Origin of the sequence: Pararhizobium sp. LjRoot238 (assembly GCF_964252955.1) — a bacterium.
GTDB lineage: Bacteria > Pseudomonadota > Alphaproteobacteria > Rhizobiales > Rhizobiaceae > Pararhizobium.
Genome location: NZ_CAXUPP020000001.1, coordinates 1816451 through 1837454, shown reverse-complemented (window position 1 = coordinate 1837454; position 21004 = coordinate 1816451). Strand labels below are relative to the sequence as shown.

The 21004-nt window shown below is 61.6% G+C and carries 21 protein-coding genes; 8 read left to right on the top strand and 13 right to left on the bottom strand.

The features are described from left to right. Position 1 precedes the first annotated feature (1 nt). The 9 genes from ACSQ3F_RS08995 to ACSQ3F_RS08955 all read right to left on the bottom strand — a co-directional run bounded on the left by ACSQ3F_RS08995 (position 2) and on the right by ACSQ3F_RS08955 (position 9356). The gene (locus tag ACSQ3F_RS08995) at positions 2 to 199 is read right to left on the bottom strand and encodes a hypothetical protein (protein ID WP_436099894.1); all 198 of its coding nucleotides are present in this window, start codon (positions 197 to 199) and stop codon (positions 2 to 4) included. Positions 200 to 201: 2 nt separating this feature from the next. Then, on the bottom strand, positions 202 to 1155 hold the full coding sequence (locus ACSQ3F_RS08990) for a carbohydrate ABC transporter permease (protein WP_115156193.1): 954 nt from the start codon (positions 1153 to 1155) through the stop codon (positions 202 to 204). Beyond that, complete coding sequence (locus tag ACSQ3F_RS08985; protein ID WP_436102089.1) at positions 1152 to 2075, bottom strand: carbohydrate ABC transporter permease; 924 nt, start codon at positions 2073 to 2075, stop codon at positions 1152 to 1154. The genes ACSQ3F_RS08990 and ACSQ3F_RS08985 overlap by 4 nt, the downstream gene beginning before the upstream one ends. A 125-nt stretch (positions 2076 to 2200) precedes the next feature. Then, the gene (locus tag ACSQ3F_RS08980) at positions 2201 to 3526 is read right to left on the bottom strand and encodes an ABC transporter substrate-binding protein (protein ID WP_436099893.1); all 1326 of its coding nucleotides are present in this window, start codon (positions 3524 to 3526) and stop codon (positions 2201 to 2203) included. Positions 3527 to 3936: 410 nt separating this feature from the next. Further along, on the bottom strand, positions 3937 to 4821 hold the full coding sequence (gene purU, locus ACSQ3F_RS08975) for a formyltetrahydrofolate deformylase (RefSeq protein WP_436099892.1): 885 nt from the start codon (positions 4819 to 4821) through the stop codon (positions 3937 to 3939). Between the two features lie 160 nt (positions 4822 to 4981). Then, on the bottom strand, positions 4982 to 6289 hold the full coding sequence (glnT, locus tag ACSQ3F_RS08970) for a type III glutamate--ammonia ligase (RefSeq protein ID WP_436099891.1): 1308 nt from the start codon (positions 6287 to 6289) through the stop codon (positions 4982 to 4984). Between the two features lie 92 nt (positions 6290 to 6381). Further along, a complete protein-coding gene (locus ACSQ3F_RS08965) occupies positions 6382 to 7710 on the bottom strand; it encodes an FMN-binding glutamate synthase family protein (protein ID WP_112847196.1) in 1329 nt (442 codons plus the stop codon). A gap of 15 nt (positions 7711 to 7725) precedes the next feature. Next, entirely contained in the window at positions 7726 to 8412 is a 687-nt protein-coding gene (locus ACSQ3F_RS08960; RefSeq protein WP_436099890.1) for a protein GlxC, read from the bottom strand. Between the two features lie 38 nt (positions 8413 to 8450). Beyond that, entirely contained in the window at positions 8451 to 9356 is a 906-nt protein-coding gene (locus ACSQ3F_RS08955) for a class II glutamine amidotransferase (protein WP_436099889.1), read from the bottom strand. A 188-nt stretch (positions 9357 to 9544) separates the two neighbouring features. On the opposite strand from ACSQ3F_RS08955, the gene ACSQ3F_RS08950 reads away from it, so the two are divergent. Together ACSQ3F_RS08950 and ACSQ3F_RS08945 are read left to right on the top strand one after the other, a co-directional pair. Continuing rightward, positions 9545 to 9787: a type II toxin-antitoxin system Phd/YefM family antitoxin gene (locus ACSQ3F_RS08950; RefSeq protein ID WP_436099888.1), complete on the top strand. Its 243-nt coding sequence runs from the start codon at positions 9545 to 9547 to the stop codon at positions 9785 to 9787. A 23-nt stretch (positions 9788 to 9810) separates the two neighbouring features. Next, the gene (locus tag ACSQ3F_RS08945) at positions 9811 to 10233 is read left to right on the top strand and encodes a type II toxin-antitoxin system VapC family toxin (protein ID WP_436099887.1); all 423 of its coding nucleotides are present in this window, start codon (positions 9811 to 9813) and stop codon (positions 10231 to 10233) included. Between the two features lie 13 nt (positions 10234 to 10246). On the opposite strand, the gene ACSQ3F_RS08940 is transcribed toward ACSQ3F_RS08945, so the two are convergent. Next, complete coding sequence (locus ACSQ3F_RS08940; protein WP_436099886.1) at positions 10247 to 10942, bottom strand: helix-turn-helix domain-containing protein; 696 nt, start codon at positions 10940 to 10942, stop codon at positions 10247 to 10249. Positions 10943 to 11020: 78 nt separating this feature from the next. Next, entirely contained in the window at positions 11021 to 12001 is a 981-nt protein-coding gene (locus tag ACSQ3F_RS08935; protein ID WP_436099885.1) for a GlxA family transcriptional regulator, read from the bottom strand. Between the two features lie 90 nt (positions 12002 to 12091). Here ACSQ3F_RS08935 and ACSQ3F_RS08930 point away from each other — a divergent pair, with 90 nt between their 5' ends. From ACSQ3F_RS08930 to ACSQ3F_RS08910, 5 genes are all read left to right on the top strand, one after another. Continuing rightward, on the top strand, positions 12092 to 13342 hold the full coding sequence (locus ACSQ3F_RS08930; protein ID WP_436102088.1) for a sarcosine oxidase subunit beta family protein: 1251 nt from the start codon (positions 12092 to 12094) through the stop codon (positions 13340 to 13342). A gap of 9 nt (positions 13343 to 13351) precedes the next feature. After that, positions 13352 to 13624 carry a sarcosine oxidase subunit delta gene (locus ACSQ3F_RS08925; RefSeq protein WP_436099884.1) on the top strand — a complete coding sequence of 91 codons (273 nt, stop codon included), beginning with the start codon at positions 13352 to 13354 and terminating at the stop codon, positions 13622 to 13624. Beyond that, on the top strand, positions 13621 to 16578 hold the full coding sequence (locus ACSQ3F_RS08920; RefSeq protein WP_436099883.1) for a sarcosine oxidase subunit alpha family protein: 2958 nt from the start codon (positions 13621 to 13623) through the stop codon (positions 16576 to 16578). Before ACSQ3F_RS08925 ends, ACSQ3F_RS08920 begins: the two co-directional genes overlap by 4 nt. Next, positions 16571 to 17143 (top strand): sarcosine oxidase subunit gamma family protein, encoded by a 573-nt coding sequence (locus ACSQ3F_RS08915; RefSeq protein WP_436099882.1) that lies wholly within the window; start codon positions 16571 to 16573, stop codon positions 17141 to 17143. Before ACSQ3F_RS08920 ends, ACSQ3F_RS08915 begins: the two co-directional genes overlap by 8 nt. Positions 17144 to 17291: 148 nt before the next feature. Beyond that, the gene (locus tag ACSQ3F_RS08910; protein ID WP_018328078.1) at positions 17292 to 17432 is read left to right on the top strand and encodes a hypothetical protein; all 141 of its coding nucleotides are present in this window, start codon (positions 17292 to 17294) and stop codon (positions 17430 to 17432) included. Positions 17433 to 17446: 14 nt separating this feature from the next. On the opposite strand, the gene hutC is transcribed toward ACSQ3F_RS08910, so the two are convergent. Together hutC and ACSQ3F_RS08900 are read right to left on the bottom strand one after the other, a co-directional pair. Beyond that, a complete protein-coding gene (hutC, locus tag ACSQ3F_RS08905) occupies positions 17447 to 18193 on the bottom strand; it encodes a histidine utilization repressor (RefSeq protein WP_436102087.1) in 747 nt (248 codons plus the stop codon). A 114-nt stretch (positions 18194 to 18307) separates the two neighbouring features. After that, positions 18308 to 19651, bottom strand: coding sequence for a formimidoylglutamate deiminase (locus tag ACSQ3F_RS08900; RefSeq protein WP_436099881.1), 1344 nt, complete (start codon positions 19649 to 19651; stop codon positions 18308 to 18310). A 100-nt stretch (positions 19652 to 19751) separates the two neighbouring features. Between ACSQ3F_RS08900 and hutI the strand changes: the two genes are divergently transcribed. Next, on the top strand, positions 19752 to 21002 hold the full coding sequence (gene hutI / locus ACSQ3F_RS08895) for an imidazolonepropionase (RefSeq protein ID WP_436099880.1): 1251 nt from the start codon (positions 19752 to 19754) through the stop codon (positions 21000 to 21002). Positions 21003 to 21004: the final 2 nt, after the last annotated feature.

Here is a 21004-nt window from a genome sequence, read left to right as displayed (position 1 = left end):
TTCACTCCGGAAATTTCGAGACGATGATGAACATCACGGTGCCTGCGAGAAGCGTCACCAGCGAATAGGTGTAGAGCGCCAGCGCGAACGGCTGGAACAGCATCAGGAAGCCGAGTGCGATCAGCGCCGTCGCGATATTCTCCATCGGCCCCCGTCGGAGAAAGAAAGGCCGTTTCTTCGCGGTTTTCGTCGTGTCCATGGTCATTTCCGCACCGCTCCGAACGTGATGCCGCGCAACAGCTGCTTGCGCAGAAGGATGGTGAAGACGAGGATCGGCACGAGGAAGATCGTCGTCCCGGCGGCGACGGCCGGCCAGTCCATGCCGCCCTCGCCGATGATCGTCGGAATGAAGGGCGGCGCCGTCTGCGCCGAACCCGACGTCAGAAGCACTGCGAAGGCATATTCGTTCCAGGCGAAGATCAGGCAAAAGATCGCCGTGGCGGCAATGCCCGTCGTCGCCTGCGGCAGCACGACCTTGCGGAAGGCCTGCAGACGCGTGTAGCCGTCGATCATCGCCGCCTCTTCATATTCCCGCGGGATTTCGTCGATGAAGCCCTTGAGCAGCCAAACGGCAAGCGAGACGTTAACGGCGGTGTAGAGCAGGATCATGCCGAGCGCCGTGTCGGAGAGGCCAAGCTCGCGGTACATCAGATAGATCGGGATCGCGACCGCGATCGGCGGCATCATCCGCGTCGACAGGATAAAGAACAGAAGATCATCGGCCAGCGGCACCCGGAAGCGCGAAAAGCCGTAGGCCGCGAGCGTACCGAGAAAGACGGCAAGGAAAGTGGAGCCGAAGGCGATCACCATCGAATTGGTGAAGCGTGGCCAATAGTTGGAAGGACCGGCGATTACCATGTTGCGGCTGCGGGTGATCTCGTCGCAGGTCGATGTCGGCGGCCCGAGCGACTGGATATAGTCCGGCGTCTGGCGGGTTCGGGTCGTGAAGAGATTGCAGTAGCCCTCCAGCGTCGGCTGAAAGACGATCTTCGGCGGATAGCTGATCGAATCCGGCGGCGACTTGAAGCTGGTGAGGAAAATCCAGGCCAGCGGCACCATGGTGATCACCGCATAGAGAATGACGATTGCGCCGGCGATGCGTTTGGTCGTGATGCTGGGCTCAACGACGGAATGGGCTGAGGTTGCGTTGCTCATCGCTGTTTCACCCTGTTCAGCGCTTTGACGTAGATATTGGCGAGACCGAAGACGGCGACGAAGAGGATGATGGCAAAGGAAGAGGCGCGGCCGGTCCGCCAGCTTTCGAAGGCCTCGCGTTTCAGCGTGATCGAGGCGACCTCCGTCGTCGATCCGGGCCCGCCTCCCGTCAGAAGCATGACCATGTCGAACATCTTGAAGTTCTCGATGCCGCGGAAAAGCACGGCGAGCATGATGAAGGGCAGCGCCATCGGGATGGTGATCGACCAGAATTGCCGCCAGCCAGACGCCCGGTCGACCTCGGCCGCCTCATAGATATAGTCCGGGATCGATCTTAAGCCCGCCAGGCAAATCAGCATCACATAGGGCGTCCACATCCATGTATCGACAATGATGATGGACCAGGGGGCGAGCGACACCGAGCCGAGCATTTCGAACGAGGATGGCGGCACGCCGGTGGCATAGGAGACGATGTAGTTGAACAGGCCGATCTGCGGCTGATAGAGGAACCGCCAGAAATTGCCCACCACCGCCGGCGACAGCATCATCGGGATGAGGATCACCGTCGTCCAGAAGGCGTGGCCGCGGAATTTCCGGTCGATCAGATAGGCGAGCGAAAAGCCGATGAGCGTCTGCAGCAGAATCGTCCAGAACACGAAATGCGCCGTCGTCTGCATGGCGATCCAGATATCGGGATCGTTGAGAACCCGCTGGTAGTTGGTCAGGCCCACGCCTTCGACGACCGCATTCGGCCGGTTGGCCCGATAATTGGTGAAGGACAGCCGCACCGCCCAGATCAGCGGGAAGATGTTGATAGCGAGCAGCAACAGGATGGTGGGCGCGATGAAAAGCCAGGCAATCACCCGGTCGGACAGGCCGCGCACGCGGTGAGCAAGCGGTACCGGCGTTGCGCGCACCATGCGCTCGGTCGCCTTGTCCAGTATCGTCGTATTGGTATCGGTCACGGACTTCACCTGAAATCGGGATGGCTGTCGTCAACAGGGCCGCCCGAGCGCACGCGCCGGACGGCCCCACCGGGAGGAAATCAGAGCTTCCCTTCATCCCCGAAGATTTCGGCCCAGTCCTTGACCAGCCCGTCCAGCGCTTCCTTCGCCGTACCCTGATCGGCCACGACATAGTCATGCATGCGCTTCTGCATCGACTGCAGAAGGATGGCATAGGACGGCTCCTGCCAGAAGTCCTGCACCTGGTTCATGGCGACGAGGAAGTCTGCGGCAAACGGCTGGCTGTCCTTGAACGAAGGATCGTTCAACACCGCATTGTGCACGGCATAACCGCCGAGCGACCACCACTTCTTCTGCACCTCCGGCTGCGCGAACCATTTGATATAGGCAAGCGCGCCGTCCATGTTGTCGGTGTTGGCGACGACCGACATCCCCTGTCCGCCAAGTGTCGATGCCGCCGTCGTTCCCTTCGGATTGACGAAGAAGCCGATCTTGTCGCCGCCGACATTCTCGTCCTTGTAGAGGCCGGGGAAGAAGGCGAACCAGTTCATCGCCATCGCCGCCTGGCCAGACTTGAAGGCGTCCAGCGTTTCGCCCATGTAGGCGTCGGTATAGCCGGGCGGGGTGCAGCACTTGTAGAGTTCCTTGTACTCCTCAAGGCCCTTCACGGCGTCGGGCGAATTGACCGCACCTTCCATGTCGTATTTGCCGGGCGTCGTCTCATACTTGAAGCCGTTGGCATAAAGCGCCTGAGTGACGCCCATGGTGATGCCTTCCGACGCACGTTCGGTGAAGATGGCCGCGCCATAAACCTTCTTGCCGTCGATCTCCTTGCCATTGAAGAACTTCGCCGTTTCGATCAGTTCGGGCCAGGTTGCCGGCACGGTCAGATCGCGGCCGGTCTGCTTCTTGAATTCCGCCTGCAACTCCGGTTTCGCGAACCAGTCCTTGCGATAGAACCAGGCATTGGCGTCACCCATGGCGGGCAGCGCCCAGTAGTTCGGTGTGCTCTTCGGCCAGGTGGCGTAGGCATTGACGGCGGCTTCGGCGAAGTCGCTCATCTTGATGCCTTCCTTGTCGAAGAATTCATTGAGCTTGACGTAGTAGCCGTTTTCGGCCGAGCCGCCGAGCCACTGGCTGTCGCCGATCAGCAGATCACAGAGCTTGCCGCCGGAGTTCAGTTCATTGAGAATGCGATCGGCGAAGTTCGGCCACGGCACGAACTCGAATTTCATGTCCGTGCCCGTCTGGGCCGTGAAATCCTTGGACAGCTCCACCAGCGCATTGGCCGGATCCCAGGCCGCCCAGCACAGGGTCAGTTCCGCCGCCTGCGACACCGACGGCATGGCCGCGGAGATTGTCAGCGCGGTTGTTGCCCCCAAAAGGGCCTTGGTCATTTTCCGCATGTATTCCTCCCAGATACAGAAGCCGGCACCACGCCGTCTTCGGGAATTCCGACTGCCTTTGCGCAGTCGCCCGTCTCCGCCGTGGGAGAAATGCGCCAGCGCCACCGTCACCCGTCGGGGACCGTATCAAATCTGAATTTTTACCGGGCTCCCCGCCCTTCGCTCATCCGGCCTCACTCCAACCGTGTTGAGCAATATGTTTAGTGATACTCAATTTACTAAACATTGCAAGAGGCATTCGTTGCTGCACTGCAGCAGCCGCAACGCAGAAAACGCGGCAAATTCTGTCAGACTGGCCCATGGCTACAACTGAACAAATTGTTGAGTCATATGGAAAAAACAGAAATCCCCGGTGGCGTCGCGCGACCGGGGATCAGAAAGTTCAGAAATATCAGTGCGAAAGCGGTGGCTCAGCCCATGCGCTCCGACGCGTAGGAGCCCGGGCTGGCCGGGAAGACGACGGTGCGGTTGCCGTTGATGAAGGTGCGGTGGTGGATATGCGCGTGCACCGCACGGGCCAGCACCTGGCTTTCGACGTCGCGGCCGATCGAGACATAGTCTTCGGCGCTCTGGGCATGGGTGATGCGGGCGATGTCCTGCTCGATGATCGGGCCTTCATCGAGATCGGCGGTGACATAGTGCGCCGTCGCACCGATCAGCTTGACGCCGCGCTCATAGGCCTGCTTGTAGGGGTTGGCGCCCTTGAACGACGGCAGGAAGGAGTGGTGGATGTTGATGATCCGGCCCGACATCTTCTGGCAGATCGCGTCGGAGAGGATCTGCATGTAGCGGGCCAGCACGATCAGTTCGGTGCCGGTCTGCTCGACCACGTCCATCATGCGGGCTTCGGCCTGCGCCTTGTTGGCCTTGGTGACCGGGATGTGGTGGAAGGGAATGTCGTGGTTGACGACGACCTTCTGGTAGTCGAAGTGGTTGGAGACGACGCCGACGATATCGATCGGCAGCGCGCCGATCTTCCAGCGATAGAGCAGGTCGTTCAGGCAGTGGCCGAAGCGCGACACCATCAACAGCACCTTCATGCGGTGCTCGCTGTCACGAATGTCGGCGACCATGCCGAAGCGGGTCTTCACCGCCTCGAAGCCGGCCGTCAGCTTGTCGAGCGTCGCGCCCTCCTGGCTGATGAAGGTCAGGCGCATGAAGAACAGACCGGTCTCCAGATCGTCGAACTGCGAGCTGTCGGTGATGTAGCAGCCTTCCTCCGCGAGATAACCGGTGATCGCCGCGACGATGCCGCGGGTGGATTTGCAGGAAACAGTCAGCACATAGCTTTTCATCGGTATCGGTCTCTTGGCTCGAGGTATTGGCCGGCCCTCCCGGCCAGCATCATGGAACGGAAGCTAGCGCGGCGCCGGCCTGCCCGTCCATCCGTTTAGCGACATCGGATAGCAGGAACAGGCCATGCCGTCTCTTCTGGTCTTCACAGCCGCCTGGCGCTCAGATGTCGAGCGTCGTCTGCCGCTCCCATTCGGTGAAGTGGGACGTGTACGTGTTCCATTCCTGATGCTTGAGCTTCAGGTAGGCGCTGGAGAAACTCTTTCCGAGCGCGACCTTCAGTTCCTCGTCCTTGTCGTATTCCCTGAGCGCATCGAGCAGGTTCAGCGGCAGCTTGGGCGCATCGGTGACGGTGTGCCCTTCCTTGTACATGTCGATGTCGTAGTGACGGCCCGGATCGGCATTGTGCCTGATGCCGTTGAGACCGGCCGCGATGATGATCGCCTGCAGCAGATAGGGATTGACCGCGCCATCCGGCAGCCGCAGTTCGAACCGGCCCGGGCCCGGCACGCGAACCATATGGGTGCGGTTATTACCCGTCCAGGTGACGGAATTCGGCGCCCAGGTGGCGCCGGAAATGGTGCGCGGCGCATTGATGCGCTTGTAGGAGTTGACCGTCGGATTGGTGATGGCGGCCAGCGCCGAGGCATGCTTCATGATGCCGCCGAGGAAGGTCTTGCCCTTGGCCGAAAGGCCAAAAGGCATCTCCTTGTCGGCAAACGCATTGGTCTTGCCTTCCAGATCCCAGACGGAGATATGGGCGTGGCAGCCATTGCCGGTAAGGCCCTTGAAGGGCTTCGGCATGAAGGTTGCGCGAAGGCCGTGCTTCTCGGCGACCGACTTCACCATGAACTTGAAGAAGGAGTGCTTGTCGGCCGTCTGGAGCGCATCGTCATATTCCCAGTTCATCTCGAACTGGCCGTTCGCGTCCTCGTGGTCGTTCTGATAGGGCTTCCACCCGAGTTCAAGCATGTAGTCGCAGATCTCGGCGATCACGTCGTAGCGGCGCATGACGGCCTGCTGGTCGTAGCAGGGTTTCTCGGCGGTATCGAACTCGTCGGAAATCTTCGACCCATCCGGCGAGATCAGGAAGAATTCCGGTTCGACGCCGGTCTTGACGCGAAGGCCTTCCTTGGCGGCTTCCGCGATCAGCTTTTTCAGGACGACGCGCGGCGCCTGCTCGACCGGCTTGTCTTCCATGACGCAGTCGGCCGCGACCCAGGCGACATCCTTCTTCCACGGAAGCTGGATGACGGAGGAGGCATCCGGCAATGCAAAGAGGTCCGGATGGGCGGGCGTGAGGTCGAGCCAGGTGGCGAAACCTGCAAAGCCGGCGCCGTCCTTCTGCATGTCGGCGATTGCTTCCGCCGGAACCAGCTTGGCCCGCTGGCCGCCGAACAGGTCGGTATAGCTGATCATGAAGTATTTGATGCCGCGGTCCTTGGCAAAGCTAGCAAGATCGAGTGTCACTGTGTTCCCCTTTGGATTATTCAGACACCGTTTCATGGAGATGGCCGCCGCCTGCCTTGGGAATCAGACGACGGCCGTATGTGGTTTGAGGGTTAGAACCCTCCCTTGCCCGGGATCCAGCTCGTGCCGGCAAGCGGCACCTGCGCCATGGCGGATGCCTCGAGCGTCAGCGCGACCAGATCCTCCGGTTCCAGATTGTGCAGGTGGTTCTTGCCGCAGGCACGCGCGATGGTCTGCGCTTCCAGCGTCATCACCTTGAGGTAGTTGGCAAGACGGCGGCCGGCCGCGATCGGATCGAGGCGCTTCATCAGTTCCGGGTCCTGCGTCGTGATGCCGGCCGGATCCTTGCCTTCGTGCCAGTCGTCATAGGCGCCGGCCGTGGTACCGAGCTTCTGATATTCCTCTTCCCAATGCGGATCGTTGTCGCCGATGGCAACAAGTGCCGCCGTGCCGATAGCAACCGCATCGGCGCCAAGCGCCAGCGCCTTGGCGACATCGGCGCCCGAGCGCACGCCGCCCGAGATGATCAGTTGCACCTTGCGGTGCATGCCGAGATCCTGCAGCGCCTGAACGGCAGGGCGGATGCAGGCGAGCGTCGGCATGCCGACATTCTCGATGAAGACGTCCTGTGTCGCCGCCGTGCCGCCCTGCATGCCGTCGAGCACGACCACGTCGGCACCGGCCTTCACGGCAAGCGCCGTGTCATAGTAGGGCCGCGCGCCGCCGACCTTCACATAGATCGGCTTTTCCCAATCGGTGATTTCGCGCAGTTCGAGGATCTTGATCTCAAGGTCGTCCGGGCCGGTCCAGTCGGGGTGGCGGCAGGCTGAGCGCTGGTCGATGCCCTTCGGCAGGTTGCGCATATTGGCGACGCGGTCGGAAATCTTCTGGCCGAGCAGCATGCCGCCGCCGCCGGGCTTGGCGCCCTGGCCGACCACGACCTCGATCGCATCAGCGCGGCGCAGGTCCTTCGGGTTCATGCCGTAACGCGACGGCAGGTACTGGTAGACGAGCGTCTGGCTGTGGCCGCGCTCCTCGTCCGTCATGCCGCCGTCGCCGGTGGTGGTCGACGTGCCGGCGATCGTTGCGCCGCGGCCAAGCGCTTCCTTGGCATTGCCGGAAAGTGCGCCGAAGCTCATGCCGGCAATGGTGATCGGCGTTTTCAGCGTGATCGGCTTCTTGGCGAAGCGCGACCCGAGGACGACCGTTGTGTCGCATTTTTCGCGATAGCCTTCGAGCGGATAACGCGAAATCGAGGCGCCGAGGAAGAGCAGATCGTCGAAATGCGGAACCTTGCGTTTGGTGCCGGCGCCACGGATGTCATAGATGCCGGTCGCCGCCGCCCGGCGGATTTCGGCCAGCGTGTAATCGTCGAAGGTCGCAGACTTGCGCGGCGGGGTATAAGGGTTGTGATAGCTCATCTCTATGTCCCTGCCTTAGTATGCTTCGGCATTATCGATGTTGAAATTGTAGAGTTTGCGGGCCGAACCGTAGCGCTTGAATTCCGTCGGCCTCACATCGGTGACACCAGCCTTTTCGAGCAGTTCGGCAAGCTTCTCCAGATGTTCGGACCGCAGTTCCTTCTCGATGCAGTCGGCGCCGAGGCTCTTGACCTCGCCGCGCACGAAAAGCTTGGCCTCGTAGAGCGAATCCCCGAGCGCATCACCGGCATCGCCGAGAACCACCAGATGGCCCGACTGCCCCATGAAGGCCGACATGTGGCCGATATTGCCATGCACGACGATGTCGATGCCCTTCATCGAGATGCCGCAGCGCGAGGCCGCATTGCCCTTGATGACCAGCAGGCCGCCGCGGCCCGTCGCGCCCGCATATTGGCTGGCATCGCCTTCGATGACAACGGTTCCGGACATCATGTTTTCGGCGACACCGGGGCCGGCTGAGCCGTGAACGGTTACCGTGCCGCCATCATTCATGCCGGCGCAGTAGTATCCGACGCTGCCACGCACATCCACGCTGACCGGCTGGTCTATCCCGACGGCAACGGCATGGCTGCCGCGCGGATTGACGACCTCGAAGTGCGTGTCATTCGTGCCGGGGGCAATTGTGTGCAGCGCGCTGTTCAGTTCGCGCAGCGGTGTGGTGGCAAGGTCGAAAACGCGCATCAATTCCAGACTTTCTCGTTTTACGCTGAGGTCCATGGTCAGGCCGCCTTCTCATGATCCCAGAAATAGACAGTCGCGGGCTCCGGCTCCCAGACACGGGCGTCTTCGATGCCCGGCAGGTTGACGAGCGCGCGGTATTCGGAGCCGAACGCGATATACCGATCGGTCTCGGCCATGACGGCCGGCTTGCAGGCGATCGGATCGCGCACGACGCCGAAACCGGACTTGGTACCGACGACGAAGGTGAAGAAGCCATCGAGATCGTTGAGCGCGCTGGTCAGCGCCTGGCCCAAATCCTTGCCCTTGGCCATCTCGGCGGTGAGATAGGCAGCGGCGACTTCGGAATCGTTCTGCGTCTCGAAAGTCATGCCTTCGCGAACCAGTTCGCGGCGCAGGTTATTGTGATTGGACAGCGAACCGTTATGTACCAGGCACTGATCGGCCCCGGTCGAAAAGGGGTGCGCGCCGAGCGTGGTGACGGCCGATTCCGTTGCCATGCGGGTATGGCCGATGCCGTGCGTGCCGCCCATCTCACGAATGCCGAAACGCGCAACCACATCCTTCGGCAGCCCGACTTCCTTATAGATCTCGACGCTATCGCCCGAGCCCATGACCCGCACGTCCGGCCGCACCTCGGCGAGCAGATTACGCACGGCCGCAGCCTGCGTGGCATCCGCCTCGATCACGGCATGCGTGCTTTTCAGCTCCACGGCGACGCTGGCGTCAACGGGCCTCAGGAGAGCTTCAAGCCCGACGAAATCCGTGGCCGGCTTAGCTGATTGAACGGTGATTTTAGCCCGGCCATCGGAAGGTGCCCCGTAGATTGCGATACCGGCGCTATCAGGGCCGCGGTCGGTCATGATGACCAGCATATCGGACAGCATGGCGCCCAATTTGGGCTCCAGGCTCTTGTCCTTCAAAAACAATCCGACAATTCCGCACATGGGGGACGATCCTTCATTTCGTTGCTGAAAAGATGGATAGCAGCTGCCGTTTAGAATTTCAACTGTGAGGAAACTTTTTTTCTTTTAAGGCAATATTTTCGAAGCTGAGCATCACCGTGTCTCCGGCGTTTCGTTGCGCAGTCTGCAATGAAATGCTATATGACCAACTAAATGGTCAGGAGACAAGAGTGAGTACCGTAAATCTTGCCGATGCCAAATCCCATCTGAGCGAACTTGTCAGCCAGGCGGAGCACGGTGAAACCGTGCGGATACTTCGCCGAGGGAAACCGGTCGCGCAGTTGACTGCGATTTCTTCGACCCGAAAACCCATCGATATCGCCTTACTCGCATCTGTCACCGAAGGCATGCAGCCACAAGACGATAGTGCTGGCGACTTCATGCGCACAATGCGCGATGGCGAGCGTTATTAGCCTGAAGCCGGCCGGGGAATGTCATGCTTTATGTCGACACCTCCGTTCTTGTCGCTGCATTGACGCTGGAGGCCGGGACGGCAAAGATGCAGCAATGGCTGGCCGAGCAACAGCCGGATCGGCTGACGATGAGCGATTGGACAATCACGGAATTTTCGTCTGCCCTCTCGATAAAAATGCGCACCGGGCAATTGCAACTCGATCAGCGAAACCGGGCGCTGGCTGCTTTCAACCGGATTATATTGGAATCGTTCACAGTTCTCAGCATCTCGGCTTTTCATTTTCGTACGGCTGCACGGCTTGCCGATCAGTTTTCCTTGAATCTGCGGGCCGGAGACGCGCTTCATCTGACCGTGGCCATTGATCACGGCGCAACCCTCTGCACACTGGATCAACGATTGGCCGCGGCTGGACCGGAAATCGGCGCAGCGACCTTGCTTCTCTAAAACGGAGCCGCTGTTACATCCCACCGCGCGTCTGCGGATAGGAGATGATCGAGAGATAGCGGATCGGCAATTCCACCAATTGCTCCGGACCATGACGTGCATCGGCATCGAAAAACAGGCTGTCGCCCGGCTGCATGGTGAAAAGCCGGTCGCCGTGACGGTACACGACCTCACCTTCCAGCATATAGAGAAACTCCATGCCCTCGTGCTGAAAGGCCGGGAATGTATCGGAATCTGCGGTCAGCGTGATCAGGTAAGGCTCGACGATTACGCCAGCAGTATTGTTGTCAATATGGCCGAGCAGGTTGTATTGATGCCCCGCGCGCGTTCCACGCCGCTCCAGTTCGACCCCTTCGCCCGCTTTGACGAAAACGGCGTTGCGCACCTCCTCGTAACGCCGGAAAAAAGCGGTCACCGGCACCCCAAGGGCCCGGGACAGGGATTGCAGCGTCGTCAGCGACGGCGAGATGTTGCCGTTTTCGATCTTCGACAGCATGCCCAGCGAAATGCCGGTGGCCGTGGCAAGGTCGGTGACGGTGATGCCGAGCTTCTTGCGGAAGGCGCGGACTTCATGGCCGATGGCGATTTCGAGGTTGTTTTCCTTCGGCTCGCGTAGCGCATGCGGATCCTGCGAGAAGGCAGCCTTCAGCGCCGGCCGCTCGTCATCCGTCGTCCGGCCAATGTCGATTTCCGCTGATTTTTTCACCATGCTCGCCTGCCCTGCCTCAATACTCGCTTCGGAAAAGAAGCCTATCCTGAGAGTGAAATTTTCTCAACCGAGAAGAAATTAATTCGCCGGCGCACCAGGGACGACCTGCCGTCCTTGCCGCGGCGCCTCTCCGAACGCGATCCGGTAGCTGCGTGAGAAATGCCCCGCGCTGGAAAAGCCGGTGGCAAAGGCAATTTCTGAAATGGAAAGAGGGCTTTGCAGAAGCAGTCGCCGCGCATGGTTCAGCCGCAGCTTGCGATATTCCGCCAGGAAAGACGACTGCATGAGGCGTGAAAACAGGCGGTCCAGATGACGCGGCGACATTCCGGCCAAAGCGGCCATGGCCTGGCGGTCGAGCGGCGCTTCGATCGTCGCTTCCATCTTCTCGAGCACGGTAAGCAGGCCGGGGTGGTTGACACCGTAGCGCTCGGCCAGCGACGCCCGCTGCGGCGCACTGGAAGCCTCCACATGGGTGTGCAGATACCAGTCGCTGACCCGGCGGGCGAAATCCGATCCCATACGCTTGGAGATCAGGGCGTGCATCATATCGAGCGGCGCGACGCCGCCGCCGCAGGTGATGCGATTGCCGTCGAGGACATAGCGGGCCTGGCGCGGGGCGAGATCCGGAAAGGCCTCCATCAGGGCGGGCGCATGCTCCCAGTGAATGGTGAAATCTCGATCCTTGAGCAGGCCGGCAGCCGCCATCAGATAAGGCCCTCCGGAAATGCCGCCGATACGAACGCCTTCGCGCGCCAACTGCCGCAGGCAGGCAAGAACTGCCGGCACGTTCCAATCGACTGGCGACCCGCCGGCGCAGACGAAGACCGTGTGCAGGCCGGAACCGCGTCTGGGAAGCGGTTGCGAGGGAACAGGAATTCCTGACGACGATCGCGCCACGTCGCCATCCGGCGCGTGAGCCGACAGGCTGTAGATTTCTTTGCCAGCCAGAAGATTGGCGGCCCGCAGCGGCTCGATCGCCGACGCATAGGACATCAGCGCAAACCCCGGGACCAGGATGAAGCCGATCTTCTGCACGTTTTTGAGGTCGTCCGTCGTCATGTCCCATTTATGACCCGATACGTCTCTTTTCTGCAAGTGGTGAAAATCAATCCTGTCATGATCGCCGCCAGTTCCCACGGTGAATCGATCATGCGCTATTCCGCCTTTTCCGTTTTTCTGAATGCCCTGCGCGGCAATAAAAGCTGGCAGCCCGCATGGCGCAGTCCGGTTCCGAAAAATCATTACGATGTGATCATCGTCGGCGGCGGCGGGCACGGCCTTGCTACCGCCTACTATCTCGCCAAGGAATTCGGCATCACCAACGTCGCGGTGCTGGAAAAGGGCTATCTCGGCTCGGGCAATATCGGCCGCAATACCACGATCATCCGCTCCAACTACCTGTTGCAGGGCAACAACCCGTTCTACGAACTGTCGATGAAGCTTTGGGAAGGACTGGAGCAGGACTTCAACTTCAACGCCATGGTCTCGCAGCGCGGCGTGCTCAACCTCTATCATTCCGACGCCCAGCGCGACGCCTATACGCGGCGCGGCAATGCCATGCGCCTGCATGGCGTCGATGCCGATCTGCTCGACCGCAATACCGTGCGCCAGATGCTGCCGTTCCTCGATTTCGACAATGCCCGCTTCCCGATCCAGGGCGCGTTGATGCAGAAGCGCGGCGGCACCGTGCGGCATGATGCCGTTGCCTGGGGCTATGCCCGTGGGGCAGACTCGCGCGGCGTCGATATTATCCAGAATTGCGAGGTCACAGGCATCCGCCGCGAAAACGGCCGTATCACCGGCGTCGAGACCAGCCAGGGCTTCATCGGCTGTGGCAAGCTGGCGCTCGCGGCGGCGGGCAATTCCACCGTCGTTGCCGATATGGTGGACATGAAGCTGCCGATCGAAAGCCATGTGCTGCAGGCCTTCGTCTCGGAAGGGTTGAAACCCTTCATCGACAACGTCGTCACCTTTGGCGCCGGGCACTTCTATGTCTCCCAGTCCGACAAGGGCGGCCTCGTCTTCGGCGGCGATATCGACGGCTACAATTCCTATGCCCAGCGCGGCAATCTGGCGACCGTCGAGCATGTCGCCGAAGCCGGCGTCGCGATGATCCCGGCCCTCTCGCGCGTCCGGGTGCTGCGCTCCTGGGGCGGCGTGATGGACATGAGCATGGACGGCTCGCCGATCATCGACCGCACCCATATCGACAATCTCTACCTGAATGCCGGCTGGTGTTACGGCGGCTTCAAGGCCACGCCCGCGTCCGGCTTCTGCTACGCCCATCTGATCGCCAGGAACGAACCGCATGAAACGGCAACGGCCTTCCGGCTCGACCGCTTCGCGCGCGGCCGGATGATCGATGAAAAGGGCGTCGGCTCGCAACCCAATCTGCATTGAGGACTTTAAATGGCCAGCTTGATCGCCTGCCCCCATTGCGGGCCGCGCCCCAAGGAAGAATTCACCGTCAAGGGTGACGCAGCAATCGCCCGCCCCGCACCCGATGCCGGCGAGGATGCCTGGTTTGCTTACGTCTATCTGCGCGACAACCCGCGCGGACGCCACAAGGAATATTGGCATCACACATCCGGCTGCCGCCGCTGGCTGGTCGTGGAGCGCGATACGGTGACCCACGCGGTCTATGCCGTCACGGACGCTGCCGCGCAGGGAGAAACCGCATGAGTTCCTTCCGTCTCTTCAAGGGCGGCCGCATCGACCGCGCCAAGCCGCTGGATTTCACCTTCGACGGCAAGCCGATGCAGGGTTTTGCCGGCGACACGCTGGCATCGGCACTTCTCGCAAACGGCCGCCAGCTTGTCGGCCGCAGCTTCAAATACCATCGCCCGCGCGGCATCCTGACGGCGGGCGCGGCGGAACCCAATGCCCTTGTGACGATCGGCGAGGGCGGACGCACCGAGGCCAATACCCGCGCAACGCTGGTCGAGCTTTACAGCGGTCTGACGGCCAGGAGCCAGAACCGCTGGCCTTCGGTCGATTTCGACCTCGGCGCCGTCAACAGCCTGCTCTCGCCCTTCCTCGGCGCCGGCTTCTACTACAAGACTTTCATGTGGCCGGCGGCCTTCTGGGAAAAGGTCTACGAACCGATCATCCGCAAGGCGGCGGGTCTCGGCCGCGCGACCTACGAGCCCGATCCGGACACTTACGAGAAATGCTGGGCCCATTGCGACCTGCTGGTGATCGGGGCCGGCCCGGCCGGCCTTGCCGCAGCGCTCACCGCCGGCCGGGTCGGGGCGCGCGTCATCCTCGCTGACGAAGGTTTTGAGCCCGGCGGCTCGCTCCTCGCGGAGACCGCGGCAATCGGCGAGAAAGCCGCGGCCGGCCTCCTTGCGGAAACGCTTGCCGAACTCGCCAGCCTTCCCAACGTGCGCATCTTCTCGCGCACCACCGTCTTCGGCTGGTATGACGGCAATGTCTTCGGCGCTGTCGAAAGCGTGCAGAAAAATACGGCCACCATCGACCCGAACCGGCCGGTAGAGCGTCTGTGGCGCATTGCCGCCAAACACGCGATCCTCGCATCTGGCGCGGAAGAACGACCGCTGGTCTTCGGTGGCAATGATATTCCGGGCGTGATGATGGCGGGCGCCATGCGCTCCTATCTCAACCGGCAAGCCATCGCGCCCGGCAAGAGTACCGTCATTTTCACCAACGACGAATCCGGCTACAGGACCGCGGCCGACCTCGAAGCGGCTGGCCTCGAAGTCACCGCCATCGTCGACGCCCGCGCCAGCGGCGCTTCATCCTGGAGCGGCCGCGCACCCGTCTTCCCCGGCGCCTTGGTGCAGGACGCAAAGGGCGGCAAGGCCCTCACGAGCGTCACCGTCCTCAAGGATGGCGCGCCGGTGACGATCAATGCCGACGCTCTTGCCATGTCCGGGGGCTGGAGCCCGATCATTCATCTTGCCTGTCACCGCGGCGCAAAGCCGGTATGGTCGGACGCAAAGGCCGCCTTCCTCGCGCCGGAAACACAGGATGGCCTGACCATCGCCGGTTCGGCGGCAGGTCTCGGCGCACCCGAAGCCTGCCTTGCCGATGGTGGCGAGAAAGCCGCACGCGCGCTGCAAGCCCTCGGCTTTTCCAATGCCGCCCCGGCCTTCGCCGCCGCAATCGACACCGCTACCGTCGCCAAACCGCTCTGGTATGTGCGCGGCGCAAAAGGCAAGGCCTTCGTCGACTACCAGAACGACGTGCATCTGAAGGACCTTGGTCTCGCCGTCAGCGAAGGCTACGGCCATGTCGAGCTTGCCAAGCGCTACACCACCAACGGCATGGCGACCGATCAGGGCAAGCTGTCCAACATCAACGCCATCGGCATTCTGGCGGAAGCGCGCAAGGTTTCGCCGGCCGATGTCGGCACCACGACCTTCCGCCCCTTCTACACGCCGCTCTCCTTCGGCGCATTGACCGGCGCGTCGAAAGGCAAGCATTTCCAGCCGGTGCGCAAATCGCCGCTACACGACTGGGCAAAGAAGAACGGCGCCATCTTCGTCGAGACCGGCCTCTGGTATCGTTCCTCCTGGTTTCCCAAGACCGGCGAAACGACCTGGCGCGAAAGCGTCGATCGCGAAGTGCTCAATGTCCGCAAGAACGCCGGCATCTGCGATGTCTCGACGCTCGGCAAGATCGAGATCTTCGGCAAGGACGCCGCGGAATTCCTAAACCGCATCTATTGCAACGCCTTCCTGAAACTGCCGGTAGGCAAGGCGCGCTATGGCCTGATGTTGCGCGAAGACGGCATGATCTATGACGACGGCACGACGAGCCGGCTCAGCGAAAACCACTTCTTCATGACGACGACCACGGCCTATGCGGCCGGCGTGATGAATCATCTGGAGTTCTGCGCCCAGGCGCTCTGGCCCGACCTCGACGTGCAGTTCGCCTCCTCCACGGACCAGTGGGCGCAGATTGCCGTCGCCGGGCCGAAGTCCCGGACGATCCTGCAGACGCTGATCGACGACGATATTTCCGACGCGGCCTTCCCGTTCCTCGGCGCCAAGGAAGTCTCGCTCTTCGCTGGCAAGCTGGCTGGCCGGCTATTCCGCATCTCCTTCTCCGGCGAACTGGCCTATGAACTGGCGGTGCCCGCCGGCTACGGGGAAGCCGTGGCGGATGCGATCATGGAAGCGGGCGCTCCCCATGGCATCTGCCCCTATGGTGTCGAAGCCCTCGGTGTCATGCGCATCGAGAAAGGTCATGTCACCCATTCCGAGATCAACGGCACCGTCATTCCGGCCGACCTCGGCTTCGCAAAGATGGTCTCGGCGACGAAGCCGGATTTCATCGGCAGGGCGATGCTGTCGCGCGAAGGAGTGGTGGCGCAGGACCGGCCGTCGCTCGTCGGCGTCAAGCCGCTCGATCCCGCAACGACATTCAAGACCGGCTCGCACATCCTTGTCGACGGCGCCGCGCCGTCACTGGAAAATGACCAGGGTTACGTGACCTCCAGCTGCTATTCTCCCAATCTCGCCTCCACGATAGGGCTCGCCCTCGTCAAGCATGGGCCGAAGCGGCATGGCGAGCATGTGACGGTTTGGAACGACCTGAATAACGAATACACCAAGGCCGTGCTCTGCAGCCCTGTCTTCTTCGATCCGGAAAACGGAAAGCTCCATGGTTGATTTCGCTCTCCTTCATCGTTCCGCTCTGGCGGGTGCCAGGTCCGGCTCTTTCGGCGCCTCCTCGACGAGGGCAAGGATAACGCTCAACGCCCTGCCGGAAGGCCATGTACTGCAGGTGCTCGCTGCACATGGAAGTGGCGATCTGCAGAACTTGATCCCGCAGATCGGCGATGGCGCCCCTCATGCTGTGCGCCCCTACGGCCCCGGACAGTGGTTCGTCGTCGGCGATGCGCCTCTTTCCGCTGCAGATATCTCCGGCAAGGCGGCGCTCCTCGCAAGCAAGGCTTCGATTGCCGATCAAAGCCACGGTCGCATCCGGATCGGCGTCAGCGGTGCATCCGTCGAGGCCGTCCTCGCCAAGGGCACCGCTGTCGATCTCGATCGAGCAAGCTTCGCCATCGGCCATTCGGCCATGACCCTGATCGGACACATCTCGGCGCTGATCACGCGAACCGGTGCGGATAGCTTCGAACTCATGGTCCTGCGCGGCTTCGCCGAAAGCCTGTGGGACGAACTCGTCCAGATGAGCCTCGAATTTGGCGTGGACGCAAAAACGGCGGATTGATTGGTGTTTTCGTCCTGCCAATTCCTTTCAAATTTTCCGATTGTCTAGAACCACAGCATCGTTCATGGTCGGAATATCCGCGTTCGGTGCCACTGATTGCATCGCATCACGCGCGCGGACAGTTCATTTTCGCACGAGGAAAGACGCCATGGCCAAGGGACAAGCAAAGAGCAACAAGGAAGTCAGGAAACCGAAGAAGGACAAGGTTGCGGCCAAGGCAGCGACACCCTTCAGTGCAACCCTCACGAAGGAAGTTCCCAAACTATCCGGCGCCAAGCCGAAGAAATAATCGGCGGCTTGCCGTCACTTCGGCTGCGACGGCGTGAAGTTGGCAACGAGGGCGTGCCGCTCGCCCGGATAGATCAGGCGCACATGGGTGATGTAGGAACCATTGCTCCAGGTGCGCCGCTCGACCGTCAGGCAGGCGGTTCCAACGGCAATACCAAGGGCCGTGGCGACCGGTTCATCCGCCGCCACCGCCCTTATCGTATGTTCAGCCGCACTCCACGGCACCCGGTTCAAGAGCCAGGGGCCAGGGGCCATCTCTTCGAAACTCTCCGCCGCCGCGTCCGGCACGGCCGCCAGATTGATCAGGCGCTGTTCGACGCAAAACGGCCGATTGCCGGCTAGATGCGTGCAGGTCACATCCAGAATGGGTGCTGCCGCGTCGAGGCCGAGCCTTGACCGATCTTCAGCATTGCTCCGGCGCCGCGTCTTTGCGATCAGCCTGTAGTCATAGGTAAGGCCGAGCGATTGCACTTCGAGCTTGATATCGCGGATTTCAAGTACCGCCGACTGGGCGCGCGGCTGCGTTACATAGCTGCCTGATTTCCGCCGGCGCTCGATCAGCCCCGTTTTCGCCAGTTGCGTCAGCGCCTTGTTCACAGTCATCCGCGAGCATTTGTACTGCTCGGCAAGATCGACCTCGAACGGAATGCGAAAGCCCGGCGGCCATTCGCCGGAAAGGATACGGTCCTCGATGTCGCCGAGAATGCGCTGATGCAGCGACAGGTCGCTTGCCCTGTCGGCAAGCGCGTTATCCGCATCCAAATCTGCATCCTGCGTTTTCACCACGCGCTCACTTTCCTCAAAACCCGTTCGGTCCTAGCAGAAATTTTTCGGCGCCGCCTGTCCCGAAAAGACGCGGCGCCGAAACCGAATCCATCAGGCCAACAAGTCGCGCATCACGTTGCGGAATCCAGCGGATATCTGGTTGCGCCGATAATGCCGCCCACCTTCGACCTGCTTGCGGCCCGCGACCCAGACGCTGTCCGGTTTCGTCCCATTGGCAAAGAGCCAGGAATCGAGAACCGCGTCATCGGCCAGACCGCCATCCGGCACCGCCAAGCTGACGAAATCCGCCGGGTTGCCGGCGGCAACCCCCGACTTCGTCGATCCCAAGGCAATACAGCCACCTTCGACCGCGCCGTCGAACAGGGCGCGGCCGGTCGATTGGCCCGGAGCCGCCAGGACGTTGCGCGAGCGATGCGCCAGGCGTTGCGAATATTCAAGCTGCCGAAGCTCGTCGGGAAGTCCGATCAGGACATTGGAATCAGAGCCGATACCGAACTTGCCGCCCGCTTCGCCGAACACGACCGCGTTGAACGTGCCATCGCCAAGATTGGCCTCCGTCACCGGGCAAAGGCCGGCGATCGCACCGCTTTGCGCCGTGCGCCGGGTCTCCTCGTCCGTCATATGCGTCGCATGGATCAGGCACCAGCGGCCATCAAGCCCGGCATTATCGAGCAGCCATTCGACCGGCCGCGCGCCGGACCATGCGATGCAATCCTCCACTTCCTTGACCTGCTCAGCCACATGAATATGGATCGGCCCATCCTTTGCCATCGCAACGACGGCCGTCAATTCTTCCGGCGTCACCGCCCGCAAGCTATGCGGCGCGACGCCAACGCACCCATCCGGCAAACCCTTGACCGCCCGATGGCAGCCGTCAAGCAGCCGCTCGAAGCTCTCGACCGTGTTGATGAAGCGCCGCTGTCCCTCGTTCGGCGCAGCGCCGCCGAAGGTCGAATGCGCGTAGAACACCGGGAGCAGCGTCAGGCCGATGCCTGTTTGCGAGGCCGCCGCTGCGATCCGCTGCGCCATCTCGGAAATATCGGCATAGGGGCTGCCGTCGATATCGTGATGGAGATAGTGGAATTCGCCGACGCGGGAAAACCCGGCTTCCAACATTTCCATATAGAGATGGCTGGCGACGGCCTCGACATGATCCGGCGTCATCGACAGGGCGAAGCGGTACATGACATTGCGCCAGCTCCAGAAACTGTCGGCACCAGGCCCGCGCGTTTCCGCAAGCCCCGCCATGCCGCGCTGAAATGCGTGGCTGTGCAGGTTCGGCATGCCGGACACGAGGATATCGTGGCGCTCATCACCCGCCTCAGCCGCCACTCCGGTTTCGACCGAAACAATCCGCCCGCCATCGAACGATATCCGGACTTCCCGCTGCCACCCTGCCGGCAACAAGGCCGATTTCACATGAATGCTGTCCAAGGCCGAACCCTCTCCCGTTTTCGATAAAATCAAAAAACCACTTGCGCTCATTTTCTTTATGTCTATACATAATAGCACGAAAAGGAAAGGCTAGAAAACGATGTCTTCCATAAAATCGACACCAGACGGATCCCGGCCGACCGCTTGCGATCGCCTTTGGCGAAACGCGCGGCTCGCAACCTTGAACCCGGCCTTGCCCGGTCTCGGCCTTGTCGAGAACGGCGTCATCGCCGTCGAAGACGGGCGCATCGTCTATGCCGGCAGCGAAGCAGACCTGCCTTTCTCCATGGAAGACGCCGGGGAGATCATCGATTGCGGCGGCCGCTGGATCACGCCCGGGCTAATCGATTGCCACACGCATCTGGTTCACGCCGGAGACCGCGCCAACGAATTCGAGATGCGGCTTGCGGGCGCAAGCTATGAGGAAGTGGCGCGCGCCGGCGGTGGCATCGTTTCCTCTGTCCGTTCGCTACGCGAAGCCAGCGAAGATGAACTTGTGCGCCAGACCCTTCCTCGCCTGGATGCCCTGATGGCGGAGGGCGTGACCACCGTCGAAGTCAAGTCCGGCTACGGCCTCGATCTCGAAAACGAAGCGAAGGCCCTGCGCGCCGCGCGCCGCCTCGGCGAAGAACGCGATGTGGCTGTCCGCACCACTTTTCTCGGCGCCCATGCACTGCCGCCGGAATTCAAGGGCGACAAGGCCGGCTACATCGCCAAGGTCGTCGACGGGATGCTGCCCGCGATCGCCGCCGAGGGCCTGGCCGACGCGGTCGACGGCTTCTGCGAAGGCATCGCCTTTTCGACGGACGAAATGCGGCTGGTTTTCGATGCCGCGAAGGCGCATGGCCTGCCCGTCAAGCTGCATGCCGACCAGTTGTCAAACCTTCACGGCGCAGCCCTTGCCGCCGAATACGGCGCTCTGTCGGCCGATCACCTGGAGTATGCCGATGAAGCCGGTGCGGCGGCGATGGCAAAGAGCGGCACAGTCGCCGTCATCCTTCCCGGCGCCTTCTATTTCATCCGCGAAACCAGGAAACCGCCGATCGACCTGTTCCGCAAGGCGGGCGTTGCGATGGCGATCGCCACCGACAACAACCCCGGCACCTCGCCGCTCACCTCGTTGCTTCTGACCATGAACATGGCGGCCACCCTGTTCGGCATGACGGTCACCGAATGCATCGCCGGCGTGACGCGGGAGGCGGCGCGGGCGCTCGGGCTCGTCGATGAAGTGGGGGCGCTCGAACCCGGAAAATGGGCCGATTTCGCGATCTGGAATATCGAGCGACCGGCCGAACTTGTTTATCGCATGGGCTTCAACCCGCTGCATGCGCGCGTCCGCAACGGACATTGAAA

Coding starts and splice junctions, on each gene's coding strand:
- ACSQ3F_RS08915 (WP_436099882.1), top strand. CDS start 16,571: ATGGTTGATTTCGCTCTCCTTCATCGTTCCGCTCTGGCGGGTGCCAGG.
- ACSQ3F_RS08985 (WP_436102089.1), bottom strand. CDS start 2,075: ATGGTGCGCGCAACGCCGGTACCGCTTGCTCACCGCGTGCGCGGCCTG.
- ACSQ3F_RS08935 (WP_436099885.1), bottom strand. CDS start 12,001: ATGACGACGGACGACCTCAAAAACGTGCAGAAGATCGGCTTCATCCTG.
- ACSQ3F_RS08910 (WP_018328078.1), top strand. CDS start 17,292: ATGGCCAAGGGACAAGCAAAGAGCAACAAGGAAGTCAGGAAACCGAAG.
- ACSQ3F_RS08945 (WP_436099887.1), top strand. CDS start 9,811: ATGCTTTATGTCGACACCTCCGTTCTTGTCGCTGCATTGACGCTGGAG.
- ACSQ3F_RS08920 (WP_436099883.1), top strand. CDS start 13,621: ATGAGTTCCTTCCGTCTCTTCAAGGGCGGCCGCATCGACCGCGCCAAG.
- ACSQ3F_RS08995 (WP_436099894.1), bottom strand. CDS start 199: ATGGACACGACGAAAACCGCGAAGAAACGGCCTTTCTTTCTCCGACGG.
- purU (WP_436099892.1), bottom strand. CDS start 4,821: ATGAAAAGCTATGTGCTGACTGTTTCCTGCAAATCCACCCGCGGCATC.
- ACSQ3F_RS08955 (WP_436099889.1), bottom strand. CDS start 9,356: ATGTGCGGAATTGTCGGATTGTTTTTGAAGGACAAGAGCCTGGAGCCC.
- ACSQ3F_RS08990 (WP_115156193.1), bottom strand. CDS start 1,155: ATGAGCAACGCAACCTCAGCCCATTCCGTCGTTGAGCCCAGCATCACG.
- hutI (WP_436099880.1), top strand. CDS start 19,752: ATGTCTTCCATAAAATCGACACCAGACGGATCCCGGCCGACCGCTTGC.
- ACSQ3F_RS08965 (WP_112847196.1), bottom strand. CDS start 7,710: ATGAGCTATCACAACCCTTATACCCCGCCGCGCAAGTCTGCGACCTTC.
- ACSQ3F_RS08960 (WP_436099890.1), bottom strand. CDS start 8,412: ATGCGCGTTTTCGACCTTGCCACCACACCGCTGCGCGAACTGAACAGC.
- ACSQ3F_RS08930 (WP_436102088.1), top strand. CDS start 12,092: ATGCGCTATTCCGCCTTTTCCGTTTTTCTGAATGCCCTGCGCGGCAAT.
- ACSQ3F_RS08925 (WP_436099884.1), top strand. CDS start 13,352: ATGGCCAGCTTGATCGCCTGCCCCCATTGCGGGCCGCGCCCCAAGGAA.
- ACSQ3F_RS08940 (WP_436099886.1), bottom strand. CDS start 10,942: ATGGTGAAAAAATCAGCGGAAATCGACATTGGCCGGACGACGGATGAC.
- ACSQ3F_RS08980 (WP_436099893.1), bottom strand. CDS start 3,526: ATGCGGAAAATGACCAAGGCCCTTTTGGGGGCAACAACCGCGCTGACA.